Below are 19,279 nucleotides of genomic sequence, written 5' to 3'. Positions count from 1 at the left end.
ACCGAGGTATCTAATTGGATTATCATCAACGAGTGCCCACACAGATTGATAGGTCTATATTGTTAAAGAGCTTGCTTTGCGAGAAGCTTTTCTCTCAAAGCGGAGGTGCATTCTAGCGATTTAATTGACAGTGTCAAACACTTTTTCAATTTTATTTTTCGTAGAAGCTTTCACCTCTCCGACCCTGCTGAAGCCTTATCGCGTCTGCCGTGTCGGTGGATGCGCATTATAGGGAACTCAGATCCGTTCGCAACCCTTTTTTGAAAAAAAATGGAAAAAACTGACTGTTCGATGACTATTTCATCAAAAAAGCACAAAAGAGGGTAAAAAACCCTCTTTTTCTGTATCAAAAGCCGTATTTAAATGAATGCGTACGCGTCTGCGAACATACGTTCGCTCTTCGCTTTCTTATTCTGAGTGAACTGTTCACGTGCTGCGCCAGCCATTTCAAAACGACCTGCAATATAGATATCGTAGTTTTCTAAGCTTTCGAAATCTTCGGCTACTGCTTGTAGCACGTTACCAACTTTACCTTGCCAGTCTGCAGGTGCTTCTTCTACTACTGGCACAAAGTGAACGTTAGCAAACTTATCGGCGATCTCGACCAGTTCGTCTTTAGCATAAAGCTGGCAGTTATCGCGCGCCCCCCAATATAAATAGATAGGATTGGTTTTATTCTGCGCTACGCAGTGATCCAGAATCGAGCGAACGTAACTGAAGCCTGTACCACCAGCAATTAATAATAATGGGCGCTCGCTTTCTTCTTGAACCCAAGCATCGCCATGTGGCGCATCAATTTCAATCTGACCATCAGTTTCAAGCGCCGCTTGCATTGCTTCGACAACTTCTTGTGCATAAGCGTTGTGTTCCGCCGCACCGATGTGCAGTTCAAGTTCACCTTCATGACGACAAGGGCTGCTTGCGATAGAGAAAGGACGTTTGTCTTTTTCACCCATCACCACCATTAGGTACTGACCCGCTTTAAAAGGCACTGGTGATTCTGGATGAAGAAGGATTTGGTAAGTATTACAAGCTAACGGCTGAATAGACTTTACTTTACATTGGATGGTCATGGTGTTCCTCTCGCTTACTCGTCAAAAGTAAGCACTAAATTACTTTCTGTATAGGCTTGGCAAGGGAATATCCAACCTTGCTGTTGCTCTTTTTCGGTTAGCATCGGTTCGAGGTGATAGCTCACCTCGCCCGTTAGCTTTTTACACATGCACATGGCGCAAGCGCCAACTTGGCAACGGTGTGGGAAGCGAATATTGTTGTTGAGCGCAGCTTCTAACACCGTCTCCCCTTCTTTTACTTGGAATGTAACGTCCATTGGTAGAAGGTGGACTTGATGACTCATAGAATACCTAACTGGTCCCAAATCTCATCGACTTTAGCCACAAGTTTAGGATCTTTTTTGATAGGCGTACCCCACTCGCGCGTGACTTCAGATTCGAACTTGTTGGTCGCATCCAGTCCTAATTTGGATGAACTCTCAGTCTTACCAAGCACTTGAATCGTGTCTCTATCTGGGTCCATTCGAGTTGTCACCGCCCAAATGATGTCATTCCAATCTCGTGCATTAACGTCATCGTCGCACAAAATGATGAATTTGTTATCCGTGTACTGAGCAAAGAAGCCCCATAGATGTTCCATCAATTCTTGGGATTGACCAGCTTGGTCTTTCTTCATAGTCACGACAGCAAATTGGTCGTTTGCTGTAACTGGAAGATAGACGTCAACAATCTCAGGGCGTTGCTGTTTCAACTCATTTAGTTCTGCTTCGGTAATCGCTTTGCTGTCTCGCTCAGTGACCTCGGTTCGCGTCGCCAGCTCGGCATCCCATTTAATGGTCGCATCCAAGCCCATTTTGGAGCCAAGCCCAACCACTGGTGAAGCAAAGTCGAGCGAGTCGATTGGCGTGTTATCTATCATCAAGGTATCACGTACAGGATCCATATGCTCTGACATGGCTTTCACGACATCATTCCAATCTCGTGCGTTTACCGATTCATCGCACACAATAACAAACTTGGTATACATGAATTGACGTAAGAAAGACCACACGCCCATCATTACGCGCTTGGCATGTCCTGGGTACTGCTTCTTCATGGTGACGACGGCCATTCGGTACGAACAACCTTCTGGCGGTAGATAGAAGTCTTCAATCTCTGGGAATTGCTTTTGCAGAATCGGCACAAACACTTCGTTTAATGCCACACCCAATACAGCTGGTTCATCTGGCGGACGACCTGTGTAGGTGCTGTGATAAATAGGGTCTTTACGCATAGTAATGTGCGTAATAGCAAATACGTGGTGCTTTTCTTTTTCGTTATAGTAGCCAGTATGGTCACCGTAAGGACCCTCATCAGCAAACTCGTTCGGGTCGATATAACCTTCCATCACGATTTCCGCGCTCGCTGGCACTTCCAAATCGTTGCTGACTGACTTCACGACTTCCGTTTTGCTTCCACGTAGCAAACCTGCAAATGCGTATTCCGATAGCGTATCTGGCACTGGTGTTACTGCGCCAAGAATGGTTGCTGGGTCTGCACCAAACGCGACCGAAACTGGGAAAGGTTTACCTGGGTTGGTTTCCATCCAATCGCGCAGATCAAGCGCACCACCACGATGGGCTAACCAACGCATGATGATTTTGTTCTTGGCAATTTTCTGCTGACGGTAAATGCCTAGGTTCTGACGTTTCTTATTTGGACCTTTGGTTACGGTTAAGCCCCAAGTAAGCAGCGGCGCTACATCTTCTGCCCAGCAGCTCATTACCGGAATTTTATCCAAGTCGACTTCATCACCTTGCCAAACAATGTCTTGGCATGGTGCTTTACGTAAACGCTTAGCCGGCATGTTCAATACTTGTTTGAACACTGGCAGTTTTTCTAAAGCGTCTTTGAAGCCTTTTGGTGGCTCAGGTTCTTTTAAATAAGCCAGCAGCTTACCGACTTCTCTTAATTCTTTAACATCTTCACGTCCCATACCGATTGCGACACGCTCTGGTGTACCAAACAGGTTAGTCAAAACAGGTACGTCGTAGCCGATTGGGTTCTCAAACAACAGCGCAGGTCCACCAGCACGCAAGGTGCGGTCGCTGATTTCTGTCATTTCATAAGCGGGATCGACAGGGTGAGTGATGCGTTTAAGTCGACCTTTCTGTTCTAGGTGGTCGATAAATTCGCGTAAATCCTTAAAACTCATAGGCCTTCATGCTGGCTGATTAAACTGTCCGCAGTATAACAAATAGGAGGACGCTAAGATCCTCCTATTTTGTGTGGGTATGTGAGCCAGATTACTTTAATACTTGTTCAATCTGCCGAGTCTTTATCTGATGGTTCGAAGATACTAACTCTTCCAACCAGGTTTGATGCCCTTGTTGAGCAAGCTCTCGAGCAACCATGGTTGCTTCTTCTGATAACGCCATTTTTCTAACTAGAAACTGCTTTACTTGCGGAGATAGAGGGTTAGATTTTGTAAGTAGACTAATAGCTTCTGGCTTGAGTGATGGGTTAACTGTGGCATTCATCAATTGCTGAATGGAAAAAACGTCTCCAACCGCAGCTAAACGCTCAAGCTCGGACTGGCTGTTGTAATCGGCTTTCATCCGCCAGAGTAAGTTGTACACTTCCTCATCCTGACTAACTTGTGCCAACCTGACTATCACGGCCGTCGAGGGTAACCAACTGGTCACATTTGCTTTGGTTAACTGGGCCGTTAATGCAGCAAGCGCGTTGGGTGATAAACTGTCTAACTCTCGAATCAAAAGCGCTTCACGCGCTTGAGCTTGTTGAGATGGCCCTGTAAGCCATTGCTTTAAGTTAAGCTCTCTTCGTTCAGCTTGTAAGACAAAGTCCAAGGTACTTTGGTCTTGTTTCCAACGCTTAATCAAGCGACTCGCAATAACGGGAAAGTTAAAAGCGGGTACACTAAATTCATACCCATCACCTCGCTCTAACACTTGATAAGTCGGGGTCATACGGATCTGGGACTCAACAAACAGAGCCATTCGAGGCGTGAGAATCACATCTTGCTTTTCAAGCTTTTCCAACAATTGAAAGCGCACCACCTCTTGTTGAGGCAAAGCAAGTCGATCAAGGGCAAATTTAAGCGAGTCGACTTCATCTCTGACAGCGTAATCAAGCAGTTCAGAGACTTTAGTCTGTATTTGAGTATCCTGAAGCCACTGTTCTACTACAGACTCATGCATTTCCTTGGCAGATAATGTCGCAGGTAGAGTGATAAGTGACAAGCTCAGGAGTAATGACGACAACATTCCTTGTTGCATGTTAACCTCCCGATAACATTTCCTTCATTCTGATACTTCTATCGGGAGAAAGCAATAAAAAAGCCACCGATATACGGTGGCTTTTCGCAGAATAACTTATCTGAGACTATTGACGACGCATCGCATCGAAGAACTCATCGTTGGTCTTCGTCATCGCTAGCTTATCGATTAGGAACTCCATTGCGTCGATTTCGCCCATTGGGTGAACGATCTTACGCAGAATCCACATCTTCTGTAGTTCGTCAGTCTTCGTCAGTAGCTCTTCACGACGTGTACCTGAGCGGTTAAAGTCAATCGCAGGGAATACACGCTTCTCAGCAATCTTACGGTTCAAGTGCAGTTCCATGTTACCTGTACCCTTGAACTCTTCGTAGATAACTTCATCCATTTTAGAACCAGTATCTACTAGTGCCGTTGCAATGATAGTTAGGCTGCCGCCTTCTTCTACGTTACGTGCAGCACCGAAGAAACGCTTAGGACGATGTAATGCGTTTGCATCCACACCACCTGTTAGTACTTTACCTGATGAAGGCACTACGGTGTTGTAAGCACGAGCTAGGCGAGTGATAGAGTCAAGCAAGATAACCACGTCTTTCTTATGTTCAACAAGACGTTTTGCTTTCTCGATCACCATTTCCGCTACTTGTACGTGACGAGATGCTGGCTCATCGAAAGTCGACGCAACCACTTCACCTTTAACTAGGCGTTGCATCTCGGTTACTTCTTCTGGACGTTCGTCGATAAGAAGAACCATCAACTCACACTCTGGGTGGTTGTACGCGATGCTTTGCGCGATGTTTTGCAGAAGCATTGTTTTACCCGCTTTAGGCGGAGCAACAATCAGACCACGTTGACCTTTACCGATTGGCGATGCCAAGTCTAAAACACGTGCTGTAATGTCTTCTGTTGAACCGTTACCACGCTCCATCACCATGCGCTCATTCGCATGTAGAGGGGTAAGGTTTTCAAATAGGATCTTGTTACGGGCGTTGTCTGGTTTATCGTCGTTAACGGTATTGACTTTTAGAAGGGCAAAGTAACGTTCACCGTCTTTTGGTGGACGAATTTTACCAGCGATAGAGTCACCAGTACGTAGGTTAAAGCGACGAATCTGACTTGGTGATACGTAGATATCGTCCGGACCCGCAAGGTATGAACTATCTGCACTGCGTAGGAAACCAAAGCCGTCTTGCAGAATTTCCAGAACCCCATCGCCAAAGATGTCTTCGCCGCCTTTCGCGTGCGCTTTTAAAATCGCGAAGATGATGTCTTGTTTTCTTAAGCGAGCTAGGTTCTCTAATCCTAAGCTTTCGCCCAGTTTTACAAGGTCAGACACAGGTCTGTTCTTCAGTTCGGTAAGGTTCATGGTGGTGGATTCTTGTTTAGTCAAAATAAGATCTGTTTTCTAGTTAAGATGGATTTGGTCTCAGGATCGACCAAGAAGAGAAATTTGTTCAATTAACGCGCGATAAGTTAGCACTAATTAGTATTCTAGTCCAGAGTTAGAAAAACAAAACCGTGCATTGTAACTTTGCACGGTTTTATCTGTAATCACTTGGTGATTATAAGTTTGCGTCTAGGAACTCTTTTAGTTGAGTTTTAGACAGAGCACCTACTTTCGTTGCCGCTACGTTACCATCTTTAAATAGTAATAGCGTTGGAATGCCGCGAATACCAAACTTAGGTGGTGTACCTGCGTTATGGTCGATGTTTAGTTTACCGATAGTGAGTTTGCCTTCGTACTCGTCTGCGATTTCGTCCAAAATAGGAGCGATCATTTTACAAGGACCACACCATTCTGCCCAAAAATCCACTAGAACCGGGCCTGCAGCGTTGATTACATCGTTTTCAAAACCGTCATCAGTTAGCTGCAAAATCTTATCACTCATCTTCCACTCCAATGTGTTTTTCGAAACTGGTTGGATGATAACCAGTAATTAGATGCCCTATTGGAATGTATTTACTTTCGTATTGCAAGCTTTAGCTGATATTCTATAGCCATGAAAAAGACGCATATCACAGAGCAAAAGTTCGCCGATTTGGGCTTAAAGCCCCAAGTTATTGAAGGATTGGACAAAAAAGGGTTCGAATTTTGTACCCCTATCCAAGCCTTGGCGTTGCCGGTCCTGCTCACCGGCCAAGACATCGCAGGCCAGGCCCAAACGGGTACTGGTAAAACGCTCGCGTTTCTTACTGCTACGTTCAACCACCTTCTGACGACTCAGGAACATGAAGGTCGTAAGCCTACACAGCCACGCGCAATTATTATGGCGCCTACACGTGAGCTCGCTATTCAGATTTACAATGATGCAGAATCATTAACTGAAAGCACAGGTCTAAAAACCGCTCTAGCTTACGGTGGTGAAAGCTACGACAAGCAACTTGCGAAACTGCAAGACGGCGTAGATATTCTGATCGGAACAACAGGCCGTATCATCGATTTCTACAAACAGCGCGTATTTAACCTCAACAACATTCAAGCTGTTGTTCTGGACGAAGCCGACCGCATGTTCGATCTTGGCTTTATTAAAGACATTCGCTTCTTGTTCCGTCGTATGCCTGAGCCAAAAGAGCGTTTGAACATGCTGTTCTCAGCAACGCTGTCTTACCGCGTTCAAGAACTGGCATTCGAACACATGAATACTCCTGAGCATGTCGTTGTCGAACCAGAACAAAAAACTGGCCACCGTATCCAGGAAGAGCTTTTCTATCCTTCGAATGAAGACAAAATGGCGCTGCTTCAAACACTAATTGAAGAAGAGTGGCCAGATCGCGCTATCATTTTTGCCAATACCAAGCATAAGTGTGAATCGGTTTGGGGACATTTGGCTGCCGATGGACACCGTGTAGGCCTTCTTACTGGCGATGTACCGCAGAAGAAGCGTGAGAAGATTCTTGAGCAATTCACCAAAGGTGATGTCGACATCTTAGTTGCAACTGACGTTGCAGCGCGTGGCCTGCATATTCCTCAGGTAACGCACGTTTTCAACTACGACCTTCCTGACGACTGTGAAGATTATGTTCACCGTATTGGCCGTACTGGTCGCGCTGGTGCGAGCGGTCATTCGATCAGTTTTGCTTGTGAAGAGTACGCGGTTAACCTACCAGCAATCGAAGAATACATTGAGCACACAATCCCAGTTTCAGAGTACGATTCGTCGGCACTGATTCAAGATCTACCGGCTCCGATTCGTATGCGTGCACCACGCAACCAACAGCGCCGCACGAATACTGGCGGTACCCGTTCTGGTTCTGGTAACCGTAAGCCGCAGGGACGTCGTCCACGCCAACCGCGTCAATCGGCACCAAAACAATCGTAATAGGAAACTGAGTTCGTTTATGAGTCAAGCAGGATCATCACCGCTATATGCCGCCATCGACCTCGGGTCGAACAGTTTTCACATGCTCGTTGTGCGTCACATCGATGGCAGCGTTCAAACAATGGCTAAAATTAAGCGCAAAGTTCGTCTAGCAGCGGGCTTAGATGAACATAATTCTCTTAGTATGGAAGCTATGCAGCGAGGATGGGACTGCTTAAGTCTATTTGCGGAACGCTTGCAGGACATTCCTAAGCAAAACATTCGCATCGTCGGTACTGCAACATTACGTACCGCGACCAATGTAGATGTGTTTTTAGAAAAGGCTAACCAAATTCTAGGCCAGCCTATCGAAGTGATTACTGGTGAAGAAGAAGCTGCCACTATCTATAAAGGTGTCGCTCACACCTCTGGCGGTAGTGGTCGTCGCCTTGTAGTCGATATCGGTGGAGCAAGTACCGAACTGATTATCGGTGAAGGTTTCGAAGCCAAAGCACTGACCAGCTTAAAAATGGGCTGCGTGACTTGGCTTGAAAACTTCTTTAAAGATCGCCAATTGAATGCTCGTAACTTTGACGCGGCAATTGAAGGAGCGAAACAGACCATCCAGCCGATTTTAGAACGTTATACAGAAATTGGTTGGGATGTGTGTGTTGGTGCATCAGGCACTGTTCAGGCATTGCAAGAGATAATGCTGGCGCAAGGCATGGACGAAGTAATCACTCACTCCAAACTCAAGCGTCTACAGAAGCAAGCCATGTTGGCCGACCATTTAGAAGAGCTCGATATTGAAGGCTTAACACTTGAGCGTGCATTAGTGTTCCCTAGTGGCCTCTCTATTTTGATTGCCGTTTTTGAATTGCTTGAAATCGATGCTATGACACTGGCTGGCGGCGCACTACGCGAAGGCTTAGTGTATGAGATGGTTGAAGAGCTTCGTCAAGAAGACATTCGTGCCCGCACTATCGCTAGCGTACAAAATCGTTATCAGCTCGATCACCAATACGGTGAACAAGTCGCTAGTCTGGCACACACGCTTTTACAGCAAGCTGGAGGCGATGAGTGGATTACAGAGCCTCAGGGCAAGATATTACTCGAGACCGCCGCAAAACTGCATGAAATTGGCTTAACTATCGATTTCAAAAAAGGCGGAGAGCATAGTGCTTACTTGCTGCAGAATTTGGATCTGCCTGGTTACACGCGCGCGCAGAAGTTCTTTATTGGTGAAGTGGCTCGTCGCTATCGCGAACAACTCACTTCTTTACCTGAGCAGCATGCATTATCAGGCTCGAGTGCAAAACGAGTATTGAGATTGTTGCGTCTTGCGGTTCTGCTCAGCCATCGTCGCAATCCTGATCTAGAGCCAAATGTGACTCTAACGGTTGAAGGCGACAATCTAACGTTACACATTGATGCGCAATGGCTAGAGAAAAACCCACTGACTGCGGCTGAGTTGGAAATTGAATCCAACCGTCAGACAGACATCGGCTGGCCATTAAATATCGTAGCAAAATAAGCGAATATCACTGCCTTACAATACTAAAGCCCAGGCGTTCGCTTGGGCTTTTTTGCTTCTATTTCCCCTACAAAACGTGCTGCCCAGCAAAAATCTCAGCTTCTCCGCTCTACATCGAAAAACAGCCATGCTTTATTGATAAACACGATTTAGCCAACCAAGATGCACCATAATGAAAACCGTTTTAATGACTGGCTTAACTGGCACTCTCGCCCCTATAGTTGCTCATCAGTTCCAACTTCGCGGCTGGAATGTATTGGAATGGAATCACCATCAAATCCCGCCGGATGATCTACAGCAAAGTGAGCAATTTTGGCAGCAGCACCACATTGATGCGGTGTGCCATATGGCGATGGGGAGTGAAGCGTGGGCAGCGTGGCTTGGTGAGCACTGCAAACGCCATAATATTCCTTACCTCTTTGTCAGCACAGCAATGGTATTTGATGCCACAAAAAACGGGCCTTATGGCATCTTTGAAGAAAGAAACACCCAAGATGATTACGGCAAATACAAAGTTCGTTGTGAAGATGCAATCTGGCAAGCAAATCCAGATGCGATGGTTGCTCGAATTGGTTGGCAGCTCCATCACCAAGCAGAAGGCAATAACATGTTGGCGCATCTCGACCGCCAACATGAAGAGTACGGCGTTATTACCGCTAGCACAGCTTGGTATCCCGCGACTTCTCATATGGACGATACTGCACTCGCCTTTTTGCAGCTTATTGAGCGGAACGAAGCCGGTTTATACCATCTTGATAGCAACTTAAAGGATAAGTGGAATTTCTACGAACTCGTTTGTGCACTCAAACAGCATTACAACAAGCCATGGCAAGTGCTGCCAAGCAATGACTATCACCATGACCAACGTCTAACCGATGAACGAATTGCCTTGCCGCCATTGAGTGAACGTTTCAACAAATCAGAGCAAATCCAGCAAGCCGGCATCATAGGAATCAACTGGGGACGCACGCACATTCCCCACTATCGAAACAATGGTGTATCGGTCACAACGTTATGCGCCAACCAAATAGAACCGCTTCAGCAAGCGTGCAGTGAAGAAGCAATCCCAAAGGCAGAAACGAACATCAGCGCACTCAAGCAACTTGATGTCGTGACCATCGCGACACCTGCGCATACTCATGCAGAGATAATTAAGAAGTTAGGTTCAACCAAGCTAATTTGTGAAAAGCCATTGGTGGGATTGAATTCCGACATCACTCACTGGCAGCAACCGAACTCCAACCTATTGGTTAATTACGCCTTTGCTCAGCTAGAGACCGCCAAGACGATAGAGAAGTGGCTCGCCTCGCAAACCCAACCTTGTGTGGTCAATCTAGTCACCCAAGTTAATCTACCAGGCACCTTCACGCTCAAAGAGTGGTTTCTTGAGACAGCTAGCCACCCTATTTCTTGGTTGCTGCATTGCTTCGGAGACTACTCTCAATCAACACTGGTTGAGGAAAACGGCCAACTGATCGTTGAGCTGCAATGTGACGACCACCAGCTAAGGTTTGTATTTGAACTAACAGGTGAACCGGGCATCGAGCACAATCTAACGATTCAATCCAACCAGACCTTAACCAGCAAAGGCTACTACCGTGTCGGAGAAAAATGGCGTTTCGAGCCCATTCTCGTTAATGGCAACGCGATAAATGATGGAGAGTACAGCGAGTCTGATTGCTGGCAGGACGCCAATCAACGCAGTGTCGGTTTGATGTTGGCGATGTTCAATCAAAGCATCAGCTGGGATAACGGCCTGCAACTTGGCGCCTTCGATGCGCAAAAAGCCATTTTGATTGAGAAGATGCTCTGTTAGCCATTTCACCAGCGAGCTTCCTCTACGTGCCGTACCTTCGATTAAAAGGTCTCACTCGGGACCTTTTTTACTGCTCATTTTTACCTTCGTACAGCTCAGGGAGCTTTTGGACACCCATGATCTAATTACTCCCCACGCTGTACAAAACGCTCTAAACCCAAGTAAACAGGCACAAAAAAGCCGCTTGATTTGAGCAAGCGGCTTTCGGGGTTCCCACTGATATTAAGACTGAACGCTTGTCGTCACCTTAAAGTCAGGGTTCACCTCAGTCAGCTTCTTAATTAGGTAATTCAGTAATACGCCGTACATCGGAACGAACAAACCAAGACTGATAATCAGTTTGAAGCCGTAATCCACCAGCGCGATTTCCGTCCAATGCTCTGCCATAAATGGATCTGGGCTTTGATAGAACGCAATGGCGAAGAAAGCGATGGTATCAAGTGCATTACCGAAAAGCGTTGAACACGTTGGTGCCACCCACCATTGCTTCATTTGACGTAGGCGGTTGAACACGTGCACATCCATGATCTGACCAAGTAGGTACGCCATGAAGCTAGCAATCGCGATACGAGCAACGAATAAGTTAAATTCCCCTAGGTGACCAAAACCTTGGAATTGACCTTCGAAGAACACCACCGATAAGAAGTAAGACACTGCCAAAGCAGGCAACATCACTAAGAAGATGATCTTACGCGCCAACTGAGCACCGAAAATACGCACAGTTAAGTCAGTCGCTAGGAATATAAATGGGAAAGTGAATGCGCCCCAAGTGGTATGGAAACCGAAAATAGTAAACGGTAGCTGAACTAGGTAATTGCTAGATGCAATAATGACTAGGTGGAATAGAACCAGATAGATAAGGGCGTTGCGCTGCTGCGCAGGGGTAAAGTTACTCATGCGATACCTTTTTAGTTTGGTTTGGGGGTGAGGGAACCCAAATCGAGTCACTGAATAAAGTGGCTCTTACCAACAATGTAAAATGAAAAATAAACTGGCTTGGCTCTTTCTGAGCGAAGCGGTGGGCGATTATACATTAACCACTTTTCGCCGCAAGTCGTCTGTTTTACGCAAACGTTTGAGCATAAAAAAGGGTGTTTCATGTGAAACACCCTTTCAAGAAAGTTCTATTTTTAGAAGCCGCGTTGAAACAATCCTGCGAGATAATCCAACTCTTCCCTGCTCTCTTCAATCGCTAACGCTTCAAACCAAATCGCTTCGCTGTAATGCTCTGCTTTCATAAACAGTCGGCAACCTTCAAAGTCGATCAGCCAAGAGTGAATGTCCGCATCCCATTGCTTTTCCACCACAGTAGCGGAAAGCAAGCCGACTAAACGCTCACCTAAGGCAGGAAAGCTATCAAGGTCAAAGCTCGGCGCGGTAATGATTAAGCGCCCTTCTTGTGCCATGTAGTCCGCTAAGCCAAATTCCTTTTGCATCTTGGTTCCTTATCCGTGGTGAGTAATGTGTTCTTGAATCAAATCAAGGAATGGGTCGGCGTACTTCTCTAGTTTGCGCTGACCAACACCGCTGACTGCCAGCATTTCGCCGTAAGACGTTGGCAGAATTTCAGCCATATCAATCAAAGTCGCGTCACTGAAGACCACGTATGGTGGCAAACCATCTTCATCAGCAATCGACTTACGCAACTTGCGTAACTTAGCAAACAGCTTTTTGTCGTAGTTCTTGCTGGTCAGTTTATCTGACTTCGCCGCACGTGCTGCGGTGTCTAAACGCGGAACCGCTAACTCTAGAGTCACGTCGCCACGTAGCAGCGGACGCGCTTCTTCGGTAAGTTGCAGCGTTGAGTTACGCGTGATGTTTTGGAACAACAGCCCTTTGTGGATTAACTGACGGAAGATACTCACCCAGTAATCGTGGCTATGATCGCGCCCTATCGCGTAGGTAGAAATCTTATCGTGCCCATTTTCACGCACACGAATGTTTTGCATGCCACGTAGCACTTCTACCACGTAGCCCATACCAAAGCTCTGATTAACACGGTACACACAAGACAACGCCTTACGCGCTTCTTCCGTGGCATCAAAGTGTTTCGGTGGATCTAAGCAAATATCGCAGTTGCCACATGGCTTCTCACGATACTCACCAAAGTAATTCAGTAGCACCTGACGACGACAAGTCTGCGCCTCAGCAAAGGCACTCATCGCATTCAGTTTGTGGGTTTCCACCTGCTTCTGTGGACCGTCATCTTTCTCGTCTAACATACGACGCAGCCAACTGATGTCCGCTGGGTCATACAACATCATCGCTTCCGCAGGCAAACCATCACGCCCTGCACGACCGGTTTCCTGATAGTAGGACTCGATATTACGCGGGATATCAAAGTGAACCACAAAGCGCACGTTTGGTTTGTTGATACCCATACCGAATGCGACGGTAGCCACTACAATTTGGATGTCATCACGTTGGAAAGCTTCTTGAACGTAAGCGCGCTCATCAGCATCCATACCTGCGTGATAACCAGCAGCACGAATGTGGTTGTTGCACAGCTTCTCGGTCACCATCTCAACTTTCTTCCGGCTACCACAATAGATGATGCCGCAATTCCCCTTTTGGGTTTCAAGATAACGAACGATTTGCGAAACCGGCTTGTGCTTCTCAACTAAGTTGTAGCGAATGTTAGGACGGTCGAAGCTGCCTAGGTAAACCTCTGGATTATTCAGTTGCAGACGTTCAAGAATATCTCGGCGCGTTGCGTCATCTGCGGTCGCCGTCAGCGCCATAAATGGCACATGGGAAAACTGCTGCTTAAGTTGACCAAGCGCGGCATATTCTGGACGGAAGTCGTGTCCCCACTGGGAAATACAGTGCGCTTCATCAACGGCAATCATCGATAACGGCAGGTTTTCCAAACGTTCAATGAAGTCACGCATTAATACGCGTTCTGGCGAGACGTACACCAACTTAAGATGACCAGTGTGCATGCGGTTATACACGCTGAGCAGCTCTTCACGAGGCATGGTCGAGTTAATGCATTCAGCCGCTACACCGTTGGCTTTAAGCTGGTCCACTTGGTCTTTCATCAGCGAGATAAGCGGAGAAATCACCAAAGTAATACCAGAGCGAACCAAAGCAGGAATTTGATAGCACAGCGACTTACCGCCACCAGTAGGCAGGATAACTAAGCTGTCGCGACCTTCTACCGCGGCATCAATCACCAACTGCTGACCATCACGGAACTCTTGGTAACCAAACACATCCTCCAACACACGTTGAGGCGTTACAGGCGAGTCTGATTGTTCGGCTAACAAGGTAGAGGTCATGAAAAGTCTCAGATTGGGTCTTAAAAAAGAGGTGCTTATGCATACCACTGGCACACAAAGTGAGGGCACATTGTAATGGGGTTTCATGGTGAATAAAACCGCAAATTGTTAGGTGTTTCGCATCACGACTCGTATACTGATTTTCTGCTCTATAAAACACACAATTAGGTGACACTTCATGACACCAGAAGACGAACAACAACGCGCGCGGCAAGGCATCTTGCTAGCGATTGGCGCGTATACCATGTGGGGCATTGCGCCGATGTACTTTAAGTCCATCGCACAAGTATCTCCTTTGGAAATTCTCAGCCACCGAGTGATATGGTCTTTCTTTTTGCTTGCTGCACTCCTCCATTTTGGCCGTCACTGGCGCTCGGCTTACCACATCGCGAAAGACAAAAAGAAAATCGCTTACCTGATCGCAAGTTCCATGTTAATTGGCGGCAATTGGTTGATTTTCATTTGGGCGGTAAACTCGAATCATATGCTCGACGCCAGCTTAGGTTATTACATTAACCCACTGATCAACGTCTTACTCGGGATGGTCTTCCTTGGTGAGCGACTGCGTAAATTACAGTGGTTCGCGGTTGTATTGGCAGGTTGTGGCGTACTCGTTCAACTGATTGTATTTGGCTCCGTACCTGTTGTTGCGATGGCGTTAGCAATGAGCTTCGGCTTTTATGGCTTATTAAGAAAGAAAGTCAGTGTCGATGCAAAAACTGGCTTGTTTATCGAGACATTACTTCTACTGCCAGTGGCCGCTGTTTATTTGCTTTTTATTGCCGATACACCAACCTCAAATATGCTTACGAATCCACTTACGTTAAATAGTTTGTTGATCGCGGCTGGGGTTATAACAACCCTGCCACTGCTGTGCTTTACGGGTGCAGCAACAAGACTCAAATTATCGACTTTGGGCTTTTTCCAATATATAGGCCCAAGCTTAATGTTTTTACTTGCAGTATTGATGTATGGCGAACCCTTTACCATGGATAAAGCGATCACTTTCGTCTTTATTTGGGGAGCTCTAGTCGTGTTTAGCTTTGATGGATTACGTAATAACCGTCGCTCACGCCGAATCGTTCAGCCACAGTGATCGTTTTTTACAAGACAAGTTAGAAATTGCCAGATAAGCTTGGTCATAATGTGACCAAGCTTTTTTTGTTTAATGGAACATATTCAGTACTACGCAACCGACCATGACAACTTAAGTCTAATAGAGGCGAAATACCAGAAATTTGCTTTTCAAAGGCATTACCATCTGGATTTTCATCTCGGCCTGATCACGCATGGTGCGCAGAAGTTCCAATATCAAGGTAACAACCACCAAGTTGGTCACGGGCAAATTGTGATTATGCCGCCGGATGAGCTGCACGACGGGCAATCTAAGCTCGAGAGTGGCTACGAAGTAAATGTGTTTGCGATCGAACCTCACCTATTGAGCGATCTAGCCGATCTTAAGCAAAACGGTCAAATAATACACTTCAACGAGCTGATCATCTCGGATCCCCAGATATTTTCACAACTTAGTAACTTACACGGGCTACTTCGTCGTGAAAACCTCAGCCAACTCACCAAAGATTGCCTTCCTTTTGAAGGATTTAACCAACTTTTTGATCGCTACGGATCGCTTGAGCGACAAAAAGTGGTGCCGCTAGGAAACCAATCGCTTGGGACGTTAAAAGATTATCTAATGGCTAACCTTGACCAAGTGGTGCGTTTGGATTCGCTATCAGAACTGTGTCAACTGAGCCCCACTCAGTTCCAGCGCCACTTTAAAGCGCAAACAGGCATGACGCCTTACGCATGGTTCGCACGCCTGCGCCTTGAACAAGGCATGAAGTTACTGCAAGCTGGTCAATGTGGTACCGACGTCGCCCATCAAATCGGTTTCTACGATCAAGCGCATTTCAGCAAAGCGTTTAAGCAGACCTACGGCGTTTCCCCTTCTCAAGTGACTCGTTAATTTCATTTACCGAGAAAGCTGTCAGTTTTTTACAAGCGCCACAAGTGACTTACCACGACAATAGCCGCATTGGTTAAATTTGAGATGTGTTATGAATGAATCCACCATATTGCTGACACTCGCCAGCATTCACTTTATTGCCCTAATGAGTCCAGGTCCGGACTTTGCGCTGGTCGTACAAAATGCGACGCGTCATGGTCGTCAAACTGGCTTGTACATTGCGTTGGGATTGTCCGTCGGTATTTTGCTGCACTCTTTGTTCAGCCTGACAGGTGTGAGTTTTGTCGTCCACCAGCACCCAGTGCTGTATTCCGTGGTACAACTGCTCGGTGGTAGTTACCTGCTCTACTTAGGAATTGGCGCATTGCGTGCCGTGATCTCGATGATCCAAAACCCACTGACGGATCAACCTAAGAAGCAAAATAACCTAGTGATCAGCAATAAGCGTCAAGCGTTTGCTAAAGGGTTTGCGACCAACATTCTTAACCCAAAAGCCCTGGTGTTCTTTGTCAGTTTGATGTCGAGTTTAGTCCCAGCAGGTATGTCGATTACTGGCAAAGGTATTGCACTGGTCATCCTGTTTGGCTTGTCGCTATTCTGGTTCTCTAGCCTTGCATGGATGCTGTCGACACAGCGCTTACAGCGTAAATTGCAACAAGCGGGTATCTACATCGACGGTCTATGCGGCGTGGTATTTACTCTAGTGGGCGGCAGTATTCTATACCAAACTATCAATACTTTTATCGGATAAAGTACTGATTTAAAAGCGTAGCACAATCGACATTTCTAAGACTGCTGACTCGACGTGACTCTCCATAACTGCCAAGCTCAAAGCACAAAACTGGCAACATGGAGAGTCATCATGCATTGGACGTTCAACCGACTCGTGACCACGGGTCTTTTTCTTACTTCCCCACTAATCTTATCTACCTCAGTCTTTGCTAACCAAGCAGCAGATGCGGTTGCGCCGGAGCACAGCACTGGCTTCGAGCAAAAACAATTGATCAAAGCGAAAGATTATATGGTTACCGCTGCTAACCCAATTGCAACCCAAGCTGGTGCGGATGTTATTGCCCAAGGTGGTAATGCTATTGATGCTATGGTTGCCGTGCAGCTGATGCTGGGCTTGGTAGAACCGCAATCATCAGGTATTGGTGGTGGCGCCTTCTTAGTGTATTGGGACAGTGAGAAACAAAAACTAACTACGTATGATGGACGCGAAACCGCACCGCTCGCCGCGACGCCGAAACTCTTCCTAGATGACAAAGGACAACCACTGCAATTTTACGATGCGGTTGTCGGCGGGCGCTCCGTTGCCACTCCTGGTACAGTGAAACTGCTGTGGGACACGCACCAGAAATACGGCAAGTTGGAATGGAAGAAGATCATCCAACCCGTGATTACCTTGGCTGAGCAAGGTTTCGAAGTCAGTCCTCGCCTCGCGAGTCTGATTGAGAAAGATACTAAGCGCCTATCACGCTTCCCTGCGACTAAGGCTTACTTCTTCAATCCAGACGGCTCACCAAAAACCGAAGGCACGTTGTTGAAGAACCCTGAATACGCGCAAACTCTGACGGCAATTGCAGAGCAAGGGGCAAAAGCTTTCTATCAAGGCGATATCGCTACAGACATCATCAAGACCGTACAGAATGCACCGGGCAATCCTGGCGTATTGGCACAACCTGACTTTGATGCGTTCCAAATCAAGCAACGTGAGCCGGTTTGTGCGGCTTATCAAAGCTATGATATCTGCGGCATGGGACCACCTAGCTCTGGCGCATTGACGGTTGGACAGATTCTCGCGATCACCGAGCAATACGATCTTAAAGGTTGGGGAGCCGAAAGCGCGAAATCATGGCAAGTGATCGCCGATGCATCGCGCCTTGCGTTCGCGGATCGTGGTAAATACATGGCTGACCAAGATTATGTGCCAATGCCAACCGAAGGCTTGCTTGATAAAGATTATCTCAAACAACGTGCTGAGCTCATTCAAGTCGGTAAAGCCTTGAGTAAGGCTGAAGCCGGTAATCCTCCTTGGTCGCACGCCATGAACTTAAGCATGGACCAATCGATCGAGCTGCCTTCCACCAGCCATTTCAATATCGTCGATAAGCAAGGCAATGTGGTTTCAATGACAACAACCATCGAGAACGCCTTTGGCTCACGCTTGATGGTACGCGGCTTCTTGCTCAATAACGAACTGACCGATTTCTCTTTCCGCACGCATCAAGATGGTGTGCCAATCGCGAACCGCTTAGAACCGGGAAAACGCCCACGTTCATCCATGGCACCAACCATTATGATGAAGGATGACAAACCTTACATGGCAATTGGCTCACCGGGTGGCAGCCGCATTATTGGTTACGTCGCACAAGCCATTATCGCCCACACGCAATGGGATATGGACATCCAAAGCGCGATTAATCAGCCACGATTGCTGAACCGTTTTGGCACCTTAGATATTGAGCAAGGTACCGCCGCAGAGGGCTTACAGCCTGCTCTGGAGAAGATGGGCTTTAAAACCGATGTTCGGGATTTGAACTCTGGTCTGCATGCGATACGAATAACAAAAGACGGTCTTGAAGGCGCTGCGGATCCAAGACGTGAAGGTGCCGCTATCGGGCAGTAAGAGTCTTTCGCTCGACCCCTTGTGCGAGATCTCTCACAAAGGGTTGAGCAAACCTCTCTTTTTTAATGGTAAAACCGTACAGCAAAGAGCATAAGCCATTGAATTTGATACTCATGTGTCTTTTTTGAACGCTAAGAGAGTGAAAAAATGTGAGATTAGCCCGTTGTTGGAAATCGTTAAACACGTAATATTAAACCTGTCGGAAGGATGCTGACACGGAACAGGAAACACCACGGACTTGGTGAACTTCAGGAAGAAGAAACGGTTATTCAGGATGAATAGTCGGGCATGGATTGCAAAATTGGACATTGAACGGAATCAATAGTGACTAGGATGGTTGCTACTAAGGACGGGAAATGGACACCTCTGGACGAGGCAAGGATTTGAACATCAGGATGATGTCAGGGACACCGCTCAGGGAACAAGTGATGATAGCTAACGAGGATAGTTAGCAGACCAGGAT

The 19,279-nt window shown here is 46.8% G+C and carries 16 protein-coding genes; 7 read left to right on the top strand and 9 right to left on the bottom strand.

Annotated elements, in window-relative coordinates; genetic code table 11:
- Positions 1 to 359 precede the first annotated feature (359 nt).
- From fre to trxA, 6 genes are all read right to left on the bottom strand, one after another.
- A complete protein-coding gene (gene fre / locus R7P67_RS20735; protein WP_005382872.1) occupies positions 360 to 1,073 on the bottom strand; it encodes an NAD(P)H-flavin reductase in 714 nt (237 codons plus the stop codon).
- Between the two features lie 14 nt (positions 1,074 to 1,087).
- Entirely contained in the window at positions 1,088 to 1,357 is a 270-nt protein-coding gene (locus R7P67_RS20730) for a 2Fe-2S iron-sulfur cluster-binding protein (protein WP_009696789.1), read from the bottom strand.
- Entirely contained in the window at positions 1,354 to 3,207 is a 1,854-nt protein-coding gene (ubiD, locus tag R7P67_RS20725) for a 4-hydroxy-3-polyprenylbenzoate decarboxylase (protein WP_262654210.1), read from the bottom strand. The genes R7P67_RS20730 and ubiD overlap by 4 nt, the downstream gene beginning before the upstream one ends.
- Positions 3,208 to 3,298: 91 nt before the next feature.
- A complete protein-coding gene (locus R7P67_RS20720) occupies positions 3,299 to 4,291 on the bottom strand; it encodes a hypothetical protein (protein ID WP_005378756.1) in 993 nt (330 codons plus the stop codon).
- Positions 4,292 to 4,397: 106 nt separating this feature from the next.
- Positions 4,398 to 5,657 carry a transcription termination factor Rho gene (gene rho, locus R7P67_RS20715; RefSeq protein WP_005378757.1) on the bottom strand — a complete coding sequence of 420 codons (1,260 nt, stop codon included), beginning with the start codon at positions 5,655 to 5,657 and terminating at the stop codon, positions 4,398 to 4,400.
- Between the two features lie 196 nt (positions 5,658 to 5,853).
- Entirely contained in the window at positions 5,854 to 6,180 is a 327-nt protein-coding gene (gene trxA, locus R7P67_RS20710) for a thioredoxin TrxA (RefSeq protein WP_004745500.1), read from the bottom strand.
- 111 nt (positions 6,181 to 6,291) lie between these two features.
- Here trxA and rhlB point away from each other — a divergent pair, with 111 nt between their 5' ends.
- The 3 genes from rhlB to R7P67_RS20695 all read left to right on the top strand — a co-directional run bounded on the left by rhlB (position 6,292) and on the right by R7P67_RS20695 (position 10,940).
- Positions 6,292 to 7,611, top strand: a complete 1,320-nt coding sequence (rhlB, locus tag R7P67_RS20705; protein WP_262654208.1) for an ATP-dependent RNA helicase RhlB — start codon at positions 6,292 to 6,294, stop codon at positions 7,609 to 7,611.
- 19 nt (positions 7,612 to 7,630) lie between these two features.
- On the top strand, positions 7,631 to 9,124 hold the full coding sequence (gene gppA / locus R7P67_RS20700) for a guanosine-5'-triphosphate,3'-diphosphate diphosphatase (RefSeq protein WP_053306516.1): 1,494 nt from the start codon (positions 7,631 to 7,633) through the stop codon (positions 9,122 to 9,124).
- A gap of 172 nt (positions 9,125 to 9,296) precedes the next feature.
- On the top strand, positions 9,297 to 10,940 hold the full coding sequence (locus tag R7P67_RS20695) for a sugar nucleotide-binding protein (RefSeq protein ID WP_262654205.1): 1,644 nt from the start codon (positions 9,297 to 9,299) through the stop codon (positions 10,938 to 10,940).
- 222 nt (positions 10,941 to 11,162) lie between these two features.
- Here the strand turns inward: R7P67_RS20695 and R7P67_RS20690 are convergent, their stop codons facing one another.
- The 3 genes from R7P67_RS20690 to recQ all read right to left on the bottom strand — a co-directional run bounded on the left by R7P67_RS20690 (position 11,163) and on the right by recQ (position 14,221).
- Positions 11,163 to 11,837: a 7-cyano-7-deazaguanine/7-aminomethyl-7-deazaguanine transporter gene (locus tag R7P67_RS20690; RefSeq protein WP_033907317.1), complete on the bottom strand. Its 675-nt coding sequence runs from the start codon at positions 11,835 to 11,837 to the stop codon at positions 11,163 to 11,165.
- Between the two features lie 233 nt (positions 11,838 to 12,070).
- A complete protein-coding gene (locus R7P67_RS20685; protein WP_005378772.1) occupies positions 12,071 to 12,376 on the bottom strand; it encodes a DUF3630 family protein in 306 nt (101 codons plus the stop codon).
- A gap of 9 nt (positions 12,377 to 12,385) precedes the next feature.
- Positions 12,386 to 14,221, bottom strand: a complete 1,836-nt coding sequence (gene recQ, locus R7P67_RS20680; protein WP_005451195.1) for an ATP-dependent DNA helicase RecQ — start codon at positions 14,219 to 14,221, stop codon at positions 12,386 to 12,388.
- Between the two features lie 178 nt (positions 14,222 to 14,399).
- Here recQ and rarD point away from each other — a divergent pair, with 178 nt between their 5' ends.
- From rarD to ggt, 4 genes are all read left to right on the top strand, one after another.
- Entirely contained in the window at positions 14,400 to 15,317 is a 918-nt protein-coding gene (gene rarD / locus R7P67_RS20675; RefSeq protein ID WP_226084271.1) for an EamA family transporter RarD, read from the top strand.
- A gap of 72 nt (positions 15,318 to 15,389) precedes the next feature.
- Complete coding sequence (locus tag R7P67_RS20670) at positions 15,390 to 16,187, top strand: AraC family transcriptional regulator (RefSeq protein ID WP_213916245.1); 798 nt, start codon at positions 15,390 to 15,392, stop codon at positions 16,185 to 16,187.
- A 91-nt stretch (positions 16,188 to 16,278) separates the two neighbouring features.
- Entirely contained in the window at positions 16,279 to 16,938 is a 660-nt protein-coding gene (locus R7P67_RS20665; RefSeq protein ID WP_005378776.1) for a LysE family translocator, read from the top strand.
- A 111-nt stretch (positions 16,939 to 17,049) separates the two neighbouring features.
- On the top strand, positions 17,050 to 18,816 hold the full coding sequence (ggt, locus tag R7P67_RS20660; protein WP_213916246.1) for a gamma-glutamyltransferase: 1,767 nt from the start codon (positions 17,050 to 17,052) through the stop codon (positions 18,814 to 18,816).
- Positions 18,817 to 19,279 lie beyond the last annotated feature (463 nt).

This window comes from Vibrio sp. Vb0937, assembly GCF_033338855.1.
The sequence above is the reverse complement of the archived record's forward strand: the minus strand, read 5'-3'. Positions and strand labels throughout refer to the sequence as shown.